Below are 14193 nucleotides of genomic sequence, written 5' to 3' on the forward strand. Positions count from 1 at the left end.
CAGGGAAAGAGAGGGAGAACCAGGCAGTAGGACAGCCGGACAGGTGGGCCTTATTTCTTCGACACCGTGACAACCTTTTTTGTCACCTTTTCACCCAGCTCCAGCTGCTGCTTGGCCTGGCCTGGGTCGGTGTTGAGCAGGCGCACGTTTTTGGCCTTTTCGGCGCCCGATACGCGCAGCAGCGTGGCAGTGTTGGCCGGGTACTTGATGCCGTCGAGGGTGATGTTGCGGCTGTTGTGCACTTCCATTACCGGGGCGGTGCTGATAGGCAGTAGCGTCACATTTTTCAGTTGGATGTTGTCGGCCTCGATGCACACCAGGCCCTTTTCGGCTTGCAGCACGGCGTTTTCGATGCTAATGTCTTTGATAGCCATTTCGGGCAGGCCGCGCACCAGGATGGCGGTTTTGGCGCCGTTGCAGGTGACGTTGCGGATGGCAATCTTCCGGAACTGCGGCGTGCTTTCGTCCACGGGCTTGGCCGGCGACACGGGCCGCTCCTTGGAGCCGGCCACCTGCGGCGACGGGTCCCGAATCATGTAGTACATGTCGAACAGGATGGCCTCGCCGCCGATGTCCTTCATGTCCACGTTCTCAATAAAGATGTTCTCCACCACCCCGCCCCGGCCGCGCGTGGTCTTGAACCGGATACCAATGTCGGTGCCGATGAAGGTGAGGTTCTGGGCGTAGATGTTGCGCGCCCCGCCCGACATTTCGGAGCCGATGACGAAGCCGCCGTGCGCCCGGTACACGGTGCAGTTGCGAATCAGTACGTTTTCGGTGGGCATGGCCCGCGCCCGGCCCTGCTCGTTGCGGCCGCTCTTGATGCAGATGGCATCGTCGCCCACGTCGAAGGTGCAGTTTTCCACGAGGGCGCGGTTAATGGATTCCAGGTCCAGGGCGTCGGTGTTGGGTGTGTAGGGGCCGTTGCGTACGGTCAGGTTGCGCACGGTCACGTCCTGGCTGCGCATGGGGTGCACCGTCCAGGCCGGCGAGTTCTGGAACGTCACGCCTTCCAGCAGCAGCCGCTGGCAGTTGTCGAGCACCAGGAAGTCAGGCCGCAGGTAGTCTTTCAGGTCCGCGAAATCCTGCACGTTTTGCTTCTCGGGCGTCAGCACGCCGGCTTCCTTCACGGTAGTTCCCTTCAGGCTTTGCGCCGACGGGTACCAACGGTCCTGCTTTTCGTTGAGGAAGCCGCCCGAGGCCACCAGCTTTTTCCACTCGCCCTCGGGCGTGCGGCCCTTCTGCACCATCCACCACGCCTCGCCGGCCCCATCGAGGATGCCATGGCCGGTGATGGCCACGTTCTGCAGGTTCTGGCCGTAGATGAGGGGCTGGTTGCGCACCGCGTCGAGGCCCTCCCAGTTGGTTTTGATGAGCTGGTAATCGGCGTGTTGGTTGCTGAACTGCACGAAGGCGCCCGCCGCCAGGTGCAGGTTCACGTTGGAGCGCAGCGTGAGGGGACCGGTGCGCCAGTGCCCGCGCGGCACCAGCACCACGCCCCCGCCCTTGCGGCTGCACGCGTCAATGGCATCGGTGAAGGCCTTGGTGTTGGCGGTCAGGCCATCGGCCACGGCCCCGAACTGGGTGATGCGCACGGTGTCCTGGGGGAAGCGGGTGGCCTGTACGGGCGGCAGGTTGGGCACGAAGGACTGGGCGGAAGCCAGCGCGGGCAGCGTCAGCAAGGCCAGGGAAAGCAGGTAGTTCATAGGGAAAGGAAGAAGAGTAGAAGTAAACCCGGCCGCCGTTGCGGCAGTCGGCCCGTCAGATAAGCCGGGTGGCATTTTGGACGTGTCCGACAGAGCGTTGGACGCATCGGTTGACGTTTTGGACGCGTCCGACAGAGTATCGGATGCGTCCGACAGGCTGTTGGACGCATCGGTTGACGTTTTGGACGCGTCCAACGGAGCGTTGGATGCGTCCGATGCTCTGTCGGACGTTTAGGAAGCTCTGTTCAACGCATTGAACAGAGCGTTCAATGTTTAGGAAGGCGTTTTCAATGCATTGAACAGAGCTTCCAACGCATTGAAAATGCCGGACGCTTCGAGCAAAATACTGTTTGCAGCATCTGAGAGCCATTTGCCCGATGTAGAGACGCATACTTGCGTCTCGTCGTTGAACGATGCCCGTTGCAACGGCGCGGACGAGGAGACGCAAATATGCGTCTCTACATCGTTCTGGGCGGCAGTGGGGCAGAACTGGGTGTTTCGGGTGGGTTAGGGCATTTTGCTCAGGCCTTCCCACTTCACCGTCCAGCCTTTCGGGATGCCGGGGTTGGCGGAGGGGGCGCCATCGTAGCCGGCGCACATGAGGGCCACGGCCGCCAGCAGGCCCCCGTTGCCGGGCAGGTACACGGGCAGCCGGCCTTCTTGGTAGTTGTGGCCGTTGGGCAGGTAGGTGTTGGTGCGCACGGGCATCAGTAGGGCATCCACGGCTTTGTCGGGGAGGCCCAGGCGGGTGGCCGTCATGGACGTCATCGGGAAGTCCCAGCCCCAGGTTTTGTCCCAGCTCCAGTCTTTCCACACCAGATCAAACGTGCGGCGCATGGTGGCCGCGTCCTGCTGGCCGGTGGCGGGCATCACGCCCAGCGCCGCCAGCACCGAGGGGTGGTCGGTTTTGAATTCAGGGTTGGTGTAGGAATCGGGAGCCGACTCGGCGGCCAGGTACACGCCGCCGGCCTGCGGCAGCTTGGAGAGCTTGGCCAGCACGTCATCATACTTGGCGCTGCGGGGTAAGCCCTGGCGAGTGCGCCACTGCTGGGCTGTGGTCAGGGCCCAGTGCCAGTACACGAGCTCGAAGGTGGGGTTGAAGGTCTGCTCGGCCTTGAACCGCTCCTGCGCCGGAATGACGCCCGGCCCCAATATGTAGCGGCCCTTGTCCTTTTCATAAAACGGGAAGGACGCCATGAAGTCGGCGGTGGCGGCCACCCGGTCCTGGTACAAAGCCAGCGTGGCCTTGTCGGGGTGGGCGCGGTAGGCTTCCTCGGCGAAGTAAATCATGTGGGGCTGCTGCCAGATCAGGAACGCGCCCACCGACGACGGCCCTTCCTGGCCCCAGGGGTCGGTCATTTTCTGCCAGCGCACACCCTCGTAGCCCTGGCGCTGAGCAATCTTGCGAGCCTCAGCGCGCACATCGGGGCGGGCATACCAGGTGAGGCTTTTTTCCAGCAGCGGCGAGCGGCCCCACAGCGCAAAGTGCGCCGAGTGCCACCAGTGCATTTCGAGGTGCGGCCGGCCGTACCAGCTGTTGGTAAGCAGGCCGGTTTCCTGTGGCGGCTGCGAGCCGGCGTTGTAAAGCTTGGTGAGATACTGCGAAAGCACCACGCGGCGCTCCAGCTCCTTAGCGCGGGGGTCAGTGGTACCGCCGAAGTCCACGGCGCCGCCGCTTTTCCAGAACGAAGCCCACTGCTGCTGGCTGTTGAGGCGCGTGGCCGCGAAAGTCGGCACCGCGCCCCGGGGCCGCACCGAAAACCGGGCACTGACTTCCAGCACCTTGTCTTTCTTGCCGGGCGTCAGCACAAATTCGTGGGGCTTGGTGGCGGCCAGCGTGGCGCCTGGCGCCCAGCTCAGGGCCACGTAATAGGTGGTGGAGTCCAACTGGTGTGAGACGAGCGCGCCGGTCTTGGTTTGGCTGCTGAGGACCGACTTATGCTGGTCGGCGTGGGAATAGTCGGTGCCCATGTCGGCCCAGCCGGCGGTAGGCCACGGCAGTTGCAGCCGCACTTGCAAGCGGCCCGCTTTCAGCAGCTCCGACTCCACGCGCGCAGCCACCACGTCCTGCTGCTGGTGGCCTACTGTCAACACATCCACGGCGGCGCCTTCCAGGGTGAAATGGCTCTTGATTTCGCCGGTCCAGGGGTTGAGTTCCTGTTGGATGTCGCGCAGATCCTGGATGGTGGCGGGCTGGCCGTTGCGTTTGGTGAGCACGAAGCCGAGGTTGCCGAGCTGCAGGCGGTGCGGGTTGGCGCGCAGGTAGTCCACGGCGTCTTTGTTGGCGGGTTCCTTGCGCTGCACCGCGTAGCTGATCTTGCGCCCGTTCAGGTCGTAGTCGCGCAAGCTCTGCTCGAATTTGTAGCCCTGGGGGTTTGGGAAGCTGTGCCAGCCCCACTCCGACTGGGTACCCAGCGGCACGCCCTTCTCGTAGTGCGCCGGAAACGTCTGCAGGCCCGTGACGTCCACGGTATACGCAAAGGCCCCGTTGCCCACCGACAGCGACGACAGCGAATCGGTGGAAGTCAGGCGCACCTTGTGGCGCTCCACCACCGCCTGGCGGTTGATGGGCGCGCCCGACTGCGCTGCCAGCGGCAGCGCCCCGGTTAGCAGTAAACTCAACGAAAGGATTCGAGGAAAGGAAAGCATAGAAGTGATTCTGGCTTTAGGAGGACGGTGTAGAGACGCACTAGCTGGCGTCTCCTCGTTGCGGATGTTGTTATCGTCGATGGCCCAGGCGGCGTGGGTGTGGAGCCGCAAAGAGCCATGCCTTTACGTCGTTCTGATGGCCGCTTACTGGCGCACCAGCGTCACGCTCAGCAGGCCAATGACCACGTCGTTGGCCAGGGACTGCACGGTGAGACTTTTGAGTTTCTTCTTGGGGTTGAGGGGCATGTCGAGGACGGTGGCGGCCCCGCCCGCAATGGCGCGGGTGCTGAAACCCTTGATGCTGGAGTAACTGGCCGGCGCTTCCCGGCTCAACTGCCCCGACTGCAGATACAGCCGGTACGGCCGCGGCGCGCCGGTACTGAACGCAAAGCCGTCGTCCAGCAAGTCCTGCTCGATGGGCCACCAGTTGGTGGGGTTGCGCAAGGCCAGCGTGTCGGCCGTACCGTCGGTGTACTGCACCACGATGGCGCCATTGTCGAGCTGGCTTTGCATGGGGTTGGTGGAGCCGGCCATCAGCAGATAGGCGTGCCGCGCCTTACCTTTGAGCGGCACCGTGGCGTCGTCGGGGTAGTTGTCCCAGCGCGACACGAACAGCACGTTGGGCGCCTCGGCCGCGCCGGGCGTGCGGAAGGGCGCGCCCCAGGGCGTCTGGATTTCGTTGTCGGAACCCGCCGCTTGGCGCAAACCAGCGTCGTTGATGCCGGCCTGGATGAGCGGGTAGCACCAGTTGCCGATGCCCTGGGTGGGCAGCTGCAGGGTGGGGCCGGCGGGCCGGGGCGCGAGATACTTGTGGGGCTGGAAGATGTTGGTCAGCTTGTCGTTGAAGTAGGCCGTGAGGTCTACCGTTTCGCTCTTGGCGGCCGGCGCCACAGTTGCAGCGGCGGCTGGAGCAGCGGCCTGCACTTCCAGATGGATGGGCGCCCACCACGTCAGGTCGCCTTGCCGGAGCTGCACGAAGGCCGTGCGGCTGCCGGGCAAGCCGGCCACCTGCGCCGTGAGGGCCGAGCCCACCGCTGCCGCCTGGCGCAGCACCTGCTGCGGGTCGGCCAGTTGTTGGATGGTGGCGTGCGCAAACGTCAGGGCCAGCGGCGCGCCGGGCGTGTAGTGGGCCGCCGGCGCGGCCACATCCGGCGCGTCGCCCTGCCACCGGATTTCCACCACGTATTTTGCCTGCGGGGCGCTGCTGATTTCGATGGCCGGCGTGCCTACCGCCGCGTCCAGGTTGCGCCACTCGGCCGGCTGCCCGTTCACCGTTACGGACTGCACCTGCACCGCGCGGGCGGGCACTTGTAGCCGGAGTTGCAAGGGCTGGGCGAAGCGCGGCGTGAGCGTGTACGTGTCCAGGGAACCAGCGCGGCGGAAGTTGAACGTGACGTCAGGCGTAGTCAGGGCGGCGGTAGGCCAGGCGGCAGGCAGCCCCGGCCGCACCGTCAGCACGCCGGCCAGCGCATCGGGCTGAATCCCGAACAAGCCCTCCACCAGACTGCGCGCCGCCATGCCGATGGGGTCGGCAAAGTCGCGGTACAGCTCGCCCCGGTGGGCATCATAGAACGACACCTGCTGGAAGTTGCCGGGGCTGCTGCCCAGGTACATGCTTTCCAGCAAAGCGCTTTTCCAGAGCTTGAACGCCTCTTCGGCGCGGCCGGCCTGCCAGTTGGCCAGGGTGGTGTGCAGCACCTCGGCCAGCGCCACGTTGTTGATGGACCAGTCGTAGGGCTGCCAGTTGGTGGTCGAAAGCAGGTAGTAGCCGTCATCGGGCAAGCCAGCGGCGCGCACCGGAATGTGCGGAATCTCGCTATCCACGTAGCGCAGCGCCTGGTAGGCCTGGAACGGGTCGGCCACCTCTGAGTCGAGGGCGTGGTAGACGGTCCAGAGGCCGGCGGCGGGGTGGCGCTGCTTGAGACCCAAAGCGTCCTGATATTCGGCGTACCAGCCCTGCGCCGGCAGCCACAGTTGCGCATTCAGCGCCGCCTTGATCTTAGTTGCTTCCTGCTGATACGGGGCAGGATTTTCGCCTATTTTGGCAGCCAGCTCGGCGGCCACGCGGTTTGCCCAGTAGTTGTAGGCGGAAGTATGCGTGACGGCCCCGCCGCTGTACTGCAGCGCGTCGGAGGCCCAGATAGCCGCGTAGGCGTCGTAAAGGCCGTCGTTGTCGGTATCGAAGTTGTGCTTTTCCCAGGCCAGGTGGCGGGTCAGTACGGGCCACAGCTCACGTGCCAAGGCCAGGTCGCCGGTCCAGCGGAAGTGGCGCAGCAGCTGGTCGATGTAGCCTAGGTTCATGTCGTAGTGGTGGGGCCGGAAGTCGCCGCCGGGGTTGCGGCTGATGTAGCCGCTGCTGTACACACTGGTACCCAGCTTCTCCTGCGAGCGGGCCAGGTTCAGGGCTGTGTCCATGGCCAGTACGCCCACGGCCGGGCTGGTCAGCTGCGACTGAGCGTAAGCCCGGAAGTGCGTGCGGGCCCGGTCGTGCCAGCCCAGAGCGTCGGCGGCGTAGGGGCCGCGCCAGCCGTTGAGGCGCATGCGCCAGGCCACCGAGCCGTGCAGATAGGTGGGGGCTTCCCAGATGGCATCGGCGGCTATGCCCAGCGCCCCGCCCAGCGTGTTGATGTAGGGGTCGGGTGTGGTTACCTGAATGCGGCCGGCCAAGGCCTGCCGGGCGGCTTCGGCCCGCGTCCAGGCAGCGGGCAGGTCGGCGGGGCGCAAGGCCTTGCCGGCTGCCGTCTGCACCGCAAAGTACAGCACCTCCCCCGCTTTGGCCTTCACCGCACCCGCCATAACCGGCGTGGCGGAGGCAGACGACGCCCACAGCTGCTGCGGACTTTCCTGCCGGGTGGCATCGGCCACGTGCATATCGGACGTGGCCGGCACCACGCCCTGCAGCTGGTGGCGCTCGGCTTTCGGGGCGGGCGCGCCGGGCTTGGCTTTGCCGGGCAGGCCGTATTCCAGCGTGAAGGTGTTGTTTTTGGTGGTGAAGGTGTTGCCCTGACAGTATTCGGGCTGGAGGTAGAAGCTGGACTCGGGGTCGGCCCCAATGTCGCCGTCGCGGCTGAACTTGCGGCCCGTAGCGCCGCCAAATGCCCACAGCAGTTGCACACTACCAGCCGGCACATTCTCAAACTGCGCTTTCACCAGCACGCCCTCGGCGTCAGCCATGGCCAGCACTTCCAGCCAGAGCGTGCCGCCGCCTAGCAGCGGGTCCTGGATGCGGTAGAGCATGACGCCGGGCCGGTAGCGGGCCTCAATGCTTTCGGCCGTGATGAGCCACTTGCTTTGCCCGCCGGCCAGCAGCCCGAACTTCAGGTTGCCTCCCATGCCGGGCAGATACAGCGCAAACTCTGGCAGGTCGCCGGTTTCCACGCGGAAGGCGGTATTGGTGCCATACAGGGCCCGCGTGAACCGCTTGTCGCCGTTCTGAATCACGAAATCCGTACCGTCGGGGCGGTAGCGCAGGGTGCGGGCTTCGTTGTGCCAAAGCGGCGCGGCGGTGGCGGGCTGCTGGGCCTGAACGGGTTCAGAGACCAGGCAACCCGCCACCACGCCCCCGAGTAGTAGGCCCCGACGGGCGCACCGCACAACAGCAGAGAAAGACGAAGCAGATGGAATCATGCAGGGCACAGTAACAGATTCGGCCTGAACACCCCCGCAACCGTGCGAAAGCGCCCAGGCCGAAGCCGCTAGTTGGAGGTCAGGTTAGTAACCAGGGTTTTGCTCGTAGAGGTAAGACGAAGCCGCCAGCTCGTTTTGCGGCACCGGATACAGGATGTCGTTGGCCACGATAGGCTTGCGGATCCGGTTGCGGGTGTCTTCGGCGGTAGCCCAACTGTTCATGATGGTCACGAGCTGGCCTGAGCGGACCAGATCATGCCAGCGCAGGCCTTCGCAGGCAAACTCGAGGCGGCGCTCTTCCATCAGCTGGGTCATGGTAACGCCGGTCAGCGGGTTGGCTGTCAAGCCGGCCCGGTCACGCACCTGCTTCACCAAGCCGTCTACTACAGTCGAAGGGCCACTCTTGCGCAGAAGGGCTTCGGCTTTCAGCAGCAGCACGTCAGCGTAGCGCATCACAATGAAGTTGATGGGCCAGTCGGTACGGGAGGTGCCCCGTAGCGCACCATTCACGTACTTTTTGAAGGCCGGACGGGTTTCTACAGCCACTGGCGTAGTGGTGGTGGTGTAGCCCACTTGCAGCGTGGCGGCCTTGCGAGTATCGGCGGTGGCGTACTTAGCAACTAGGTCGTTGGACGGTGGGCGCAGCTCGTCGCCGGTGCCGAAGCCCGTGCCGGCTCCAATCGACTGAAAGTAGTTGTTGGTGAGCAGAATCGAAGGATACGAAGCCCCCAAGCCTGTGCCGCCGCTGATGTACTGCACATCGAAAATCACCTCGCGGTTGTTTTCGTTGGTGTAAGAGAATACGTTGGCGTAGGCGCTGGGCGAAGTTCCGGCCGTCGTTATCAGCTGATACTTGCCGCTGTTGATTACCTGGTCGAGCAAGGCAATGGCCGCGTCGTAGTCACTGGTGCCGAGGCCCGGGCCTTCAATACCATATGTCGGACCGGAACGAGTTAGGTACACCAGCGCCAGCATGCTTTTGGCAGCGTTGTTGGTAGCACGGCCCAGGTTAGCAGCTGCGTACGTATCGGGCAGCTTGGTAATGGCGTCCTGCAGGTCGGCCACAATCAGATTGTACACTTCAGCAACCGGCGTACGCGGAATTTTCACTACTTCCTGCGGCTCCAGCGGCCGGTCTACGAGCGGCACTTTGCCAAAGTAGCGCACCAAATCAAAGTAGTACAGCGCCCGCAGGAATTTCGCCTCGCCCTCAATGCGGGTCCGGTCGGCGTCGGTCAGGACAGAGCCGTTCTTGGTGAGCTGGTCGAGCACGATATTGGCCCGGAATACGCCCACGAAGTCAGTCGTCCAGGTATCAGCCGGATACTCGTTGGAGGTGATGGTAGTCGAGAAGTTGTTGATGGGTTCCCAAGTCCGGATACCTTGCGTGCTCACGCCGTAGATATTGTCGGAGCGGGTTTCCGACATGGTCAGCTGCCGGTCGGGGTAGTCGCGCAGGTTGCTGTACACCGAGTTGATGGCCTGCGTGAAGTCGTCGGCGGTTTTGTAGAAAGTAGGAACCGAACCGCTGGAAATCGGGGCTTGGTCGAGGTCTTTTTCGCAGGCACTCAGCACAAGTACGCTGGCAGCCAGAAGCGAGAGGAAAGTCTTTTTCATGGTGTCGTAGCAGCTTAGCGGCTAGAAAGTAACGTTGAGGCCTACAGTCATCGACTTGGTCAGGGGCAGTCCGCCGTAGTCGGTGCCTACCGAGAAGCCACTGCCGCCGGTATCGGAGTTGGTGGCGTCCACGTTGTAGCCGCCGCGGTAGGTATCGTGACCGAAGAAGTTCTCAGCCGACACGTAGATGCGGGCCGCCTGCGCGTATCTCTTGCTGATTACGCTGCCCAGGTTATACCCTACCGTAATGTTGCGCACCCGGTAGTAGTTAGTCGAGTACAGCCACGAGTCGCTTTTCAGCGGCGTGAAGTTGGCTTGTGCCTTTCCCCGCTCGCCAGCGCCCGGGTTGTCGACGGAACGCCACCGGTCACGCTGCAGGCCCAGCACGTTCTGGTTGTAGCCCATATTGGTATTGTCGATGGCCCGCCCGATGAGCGAGTAAAGGCTACCACCGTTTTGGCCCTGCACCAGCACACTCAGGTCGAAACCCTTGTAGTTGAAGGTATTGGTAATACCCCAGGTCAGTTTCGGGTTTGGCTGGCCGATAATCACCCGGTCTTTTTCGTTGATGATTCCGTCGCCGTTGGCGTCGTTGTAGCGCGGGTCGCCGATGGTCTGGCCCTGAATGAGTGCTACACCGCCATCAATGTCGCTCTGGGTCAGGATGCCGGTTTGCTGAATGGCATAGAACGTGAACATCGGCTGGCCTACCATCAGCAGCGTGCTCGACGCGCCGTAGGGTGAAGCAATTTCGATGGTCGCGTCGCCTTCGCCCAGGTGCACTACCTCGTTGCGGTTGTGGCTCACGTTCAGGGAAGTGTTCCACCCGAAAGCACCGGTCGTGTTGCGCGAACGAAGCTCCAGTTCTACCCCCTGATTGAGCACTTCGCCGATGTTTACGAGCTGCGACGAGTAGCCGGAGGCACTGGGGCGCGGCACGTTCAGCAGCAGGTCTTTGCTGGTTTTGGTGTAGTAATCGAACGAACCCGTGATGCGGTTGTCAATCACTCCGAAATCCAGGCCCACGTCAATCGTCTGCGACTTTTCCCAGCGCAGGTCGGCGTTCGGCGCTTTGTTCGGCGACTGACCGGAGGCCACTACCCCACCGAACGTATACGGGTTGATGCCCAGCGTCGCAATGCTGCTGTAGTCGCCGATGCCGTTGTTACCCGACATGCCGAAGCTACCACGCACCTTCAGCTCGCTCACCACCGGCAACGCTTTCATGAAGTTTTCCTGCGAAATGCGCCAGCCCACCGAAGCGGCCGGGAAGATACCCCAGCGCCGGTCTTCACCGAAGCGCGAGGAACCGTCGCGGCGCACGCTGGCCGTAGCTAGGTACTTGCCATCGAAAGCGTACTGTACGCGGCCGAAGTAAGACAGCAGCACGTTCTGAGTTTCGCTGGTGCCGTTGTCGCCGGTGCCCGTGATGTTGGTGGCTCCGTTCAGCGTCGTTACGGCACTGTTCGTGAAGCCACCCGACGATTTGAGCTTGTCGGTTTCGGTCTTGAAGAAGTTGTAGGAATAGCCCGCCAGCGCCGATATATCGTGCTTGGCCGCAATCAGGCGGTTGTACGAGAGCGTGTTTTCGTTCACGAAGGCCTGCTTGCGGTAGCCACTAAAGGTGCCCGTCGCGCCCGAACCCACTAGCTTGGAGTTCGGAATGTAGCTTTTAGCCCGCGAGTCGGTGTTATCGAGGTTCAGCGTGGAGCGGAAGCGCAGGTCACGCAGCAGCTCATAGTCGCCGTAAATCGTACTCAGAGTGCGGAACACAGTGCTTTGCTGCTGGCGGTTAGTCAGCTCGCCCACCGGGCTGATGCTGCTGCCGGCCCAGGTATATACCGGGTTGTCGCCGTAGTTGGTGAGCACGCCCGCCGACGACTCGGCCACCGGCACCATCGTAATGAATTTCTGGGCCAGGTTGTCCTTGCCTTCTACGCCGGGGTCGTTGGATATGGCGTAGCTGGGGCTGATGTTGAGGCCGAATTTCAGCTTGTCGGAAGCCTTTACTTCCATGTTGGCACGGGCCGAATAGCGCTTATACGCCACCCCAATCACAATTCCCTCCTGGTCGGTGTAGTTGCCCGAAACGTAGTAGTTCACGTTGTTGGTAGCGCCGCTGGCCGAAATCTGGTAGTTCTGCACCTTGCCGGTGCGGAAGATTTCGTCCTGCCAGTCGATGTAGTCGAGGCCGGGGTGGCCGGGCATTGCCCACCGCTCATCCAGCATCTGCGACGGGTTGATGGTGGTAACACCCAGAATGGCCTGCCGCTCCGCCGTGCTCTGGCTGGCCAGACGTATCGGCGCACCAGGCGTAGTGGGTTGCGAACGAACCCAGTTGTTGTTGATGATTTCAGTGGCGCGCTCTACCCATTCTTCCGACGAAAGCAGGTCCAGCTTCTTGGCCATCTGCGAGAAGCCGCCATACACGTTGAAGTTGATCTGAGGCTTACCGGTTTTGCCACGCTTGGTCGTCACCAGCACTACACCGTTGGCGGCACGCGAGCCATAAATAGCAGCCGCAGCCGCGTCTTTCAGCACCTCAATCGACTGAATGTCGTTGGGGTTGATGTTGTCGAGCGGGCTGCCGGTGGCGTAGTTGCCGTTGCCGTTGGGCGAGGTGCCTTCCAGCGGAAATCCATCGATTACATACAGCGGCTGGTTGTTGGCCGTGATGGAGCCATTGCCGCGCACCTGAACATTGAAGCCGCGGCCCGGTAGACCAGTGTTTTGCTGCACGTTCACGCCGGCCAGCGTGCCCACCAGCGCCTGATCGACCCGCACAATGGGGCGCTCCTCCAGCTTGGAAGCGTCCAGCGTGGCAATGGCGCCGGTTACATCGGCGCGCTTCTGCGTGCCGTAGCCCACTACCACTACCTCGTCCAGCGCCTTGGAGTCTTCCGCCAGTTTGATAGAGAAGTTCTCCTGTCCCGTAAACTGGCGTTCCTGCGTGGTGTACCCAATAAAGCTGAACACGAGCGTACCCGAATTTTCGGGAACCGTCAGCGTGAAGCTGCCATCGGCGGCCGTAGTGGTGCCGCGGGTGGTGCCTTTCAGCACTACCGTTACACCGGGCAGGCCTTCGCCGTTGGCAGACGTTACTTTACCGGTGAGGGGCACCTCAGCCACGGTCTTGAGCGAAGGGCGAGCCTGAACGGTAGCAATTCCTGGCCCCGCTAGCAGCAGCAACGGCAGGCAGGCTACAAACTGGCCGCGCCGCCATATGTAACTTTTCTTCATGGGTTGTAAGGGTAGGATTGTTGAGGTGTGAGGCTAAAGGGGGAGTGCTTTAGTGTTGCTAAATTATTTCCTCTCCTAGCCCAAACTGTCCTGTAGACTACCGCCCGGAGTGATTACTCACGAATTATTTTTCTAATAATTAATTGAACTGCCTTATGTCGGGCCACAGGATATCGTATATCACCCATTTTCTATAGCTGTCGGCCTCTATGAAGCACAACTCCCGCTACCGAAAGCACGGTAGCGGGAGCTGCCCACCTAAACGCTCACAAGCCTTAAGACCCCAGGTAGTTACCAACCCCCACCACTACCGTCGAGAGCACCACAATCAGGATGCCTAGTGAGATGGTGCGCATAGTGGGCCGGTTGGCGCCGCGCCACTCGTGCAGCAACAGGCCCCACATGCTGCTGAACGCAATAATAAACGCCATGTGCAGCGTCCAGCCCGAGAAGCGGTACTCGCCCATCTGGCTGTCGCCCATGCCGTAGAAAAAGAACTGAAAATACCACGTGAAGCCCGCCAGCGCGCAGAAAACGATGTTGCGCAGAATAGGCGCCGACACGCGGGTGTAGTCGGTGTAGGTCTTGTTCTTCAGGTTGAGGTAGATGGTCCAGATGGCATTGGTGGTGAGGCCGCCGAGCAGAATCACCACCAGAATGGCGTTGTTGACATACAGCGGGTTGGTGCCGCTTTGCGCGGCCAGCTCTGCAATGGGCTGCCCGGCCGTCAGGCCAAACGACATGCAGGCACTCAGCACGCCCGAGAAAACGGCCACCATCAGTCCCTTGCGCAAGTCGAATTCAGCCACGCCGGCCTGCTTTTCCTCGGTGGTCTGGCTGCGCTCCTTCATGATGCCGGCGCGGCCACAGATCAGAATGCCCACCACGCACACCAGCAGCCCCAGCATAATCACCTGGCCGGAAGTGGTGCTCAGCAACGTACCGAATGTGCCTTCCCAGATGGGCGGCACCAGCGTACCGAACACGGCGCACAAGCCCAGCGTCACGGCCATACCCAGCGAGAGGCCCAGATAGCGCATGGCCAGCCCGAACGTAAGGCCGCCAAAACCCCACAAAATGCCCCAGATATAGGTCCAAACCAGGGTTTCGGTCTTGGCCTGGGCCAGCACGCCCCACAGGTTGGGCACGGTCAGGTAGCCAATCAGAATGGGCGCCAACAACCACGAAAACAGTCCGCCTACCAGCCAGTAGCTTTCCCAGGCCCAGCCGTTCACCTTCTTATAGGGCAGGTAAAAGCTCCCGGAGGCAAAGCCCCCGAGGGCGTGCAGTAATACGCCAAGAAAAATACTCATGTGCAAGTAGGTTGGTGGGTTGAATTGTTCAAATCTGCCGG

At 62.3% G+C, this 14193-nt stretch carries 6 protein-coding genes; all 6 read right to left on the minus strand.

What is annotated here, in order from left to right; genetic code table 11:
- Positions 1-50: 50 nt before the first annotated feature.
- Positions 51-1706: a glycoside hydrolase family 28 protein gene (locus IC231_RS15355; protein WP_190785375.1), complete on the minus strand. Its 1656-nt coding sequence runs from the start codon at positions 1704-1706 to the stop codon at positions 51-53.
- Positions 1707-2213: 507 nt separating this feature from the next.
- Positions 2214-4355 carry a hypothetical protein gene (locus IC231_RS15360; protein WP_190785376.1) on the minus strand — a complete coding sequence of 714 codons (2142 nt, stop codon included), beginning with the start codon at positions 4353-4355 and terminating at the stop codon, positions 2214-2216.
- Between the two features lie 144 nt (positions 4356-4499).
- Positions 4500-7982, minus strand: a complete 3483-nt coding sequence (locus IC231_RS15365; RefSeq protein ID WP_190785377.1) for a DUF4450 domain-containing protein — start codon at positions 7980-7982, stop codon at positions 4500-4502.
- Between the two features lie 84 nt (positions 7983-8066).
- Entirely contained in the window at positions 8067-9599 is a 1533-nt protein-coding gene (locus IC231_RS15370) for a RagB/SusD family nutrient uptake outer membrane protein (RefSeq protein WP_190785378.1), read from the minus strand.
- A gap of 21 nt (positions 9600-9620) precedes the next feature.
- Positions 9621-12839, minus strand: a complete 3219-nt coding sequence (locus IC231_RS15375; protein ID WP_190785379.1) for a SusC/RagA family TonB-linked outer membrane protein — start codon at positions 12837-12839, stop codon at positions 9621-9623.
- Between the two features lie 275 nt (positions 12840-13114).
- Entirely contained in the window at positions 13115-14152 is a 1038-nt protein-coding gene (rhaT, locus tag IC231_RS15380) for an L-rhamnose/proton symporter RhaT (protein ID WP_190785380.1), read from the minus strand.
- Positions 14153-14193: the final 41 nt, after the last annotated feature.

The organism is Hymenobacter duratus (assembly GCF_014698995.1).
Classification (GTDB): domain Bacteria; phylum Bacteroidota; class Bacteroidia; order Cytophagales; family Hymenobacteraceae; genus Hymenobacter; species Hymenobacter duratus.

Coding starts and splice junctions, on each gene's coding strand:
- IC231_RS15355 (WP_190785375.1), bottom strand. CDS start 1,706: ATGAACTACCTGCTTTCCCTGGCCTTGCTGACGCTGCCCGCGCTGGCT.
- IC231_RS15360 (WP_190785376.1), bottom strand. CDS start 4,355: ATGCTTTCCTTTCCTCGAATCCTTTCGTTGAGTTTACTGCTAACCGGG.
- rhaT (WP_190785380.1), bottom strand. CDS start 14,152: ATGAGTATTTTTCTTGGCGTATTACTGCACGCCCTCGGGGGCTTTGCC.
- IC231_RS15365 (WP_190785377.1), bottom strand. CDS start 7,982: ATGATTCCATCTGCTTCGTCTTTCTCTGCTGTTGTGCGGTGCGCCCGT.
- IC231_RS15370 (WP_190785378.1), bottom strand. CDS start 9,599: ATGAAAAAGACTTTCCTCTCGCTTCTGGCTGCCAGCGTACTTGTGCTG.
- IC231_RS15375 (WP_190785379.1), bottom strand. CDS start 12,839: ATGAAGAAAAGTTACATATGGCGGCGCGGCCAGTTTGTAGCCTGCCTG.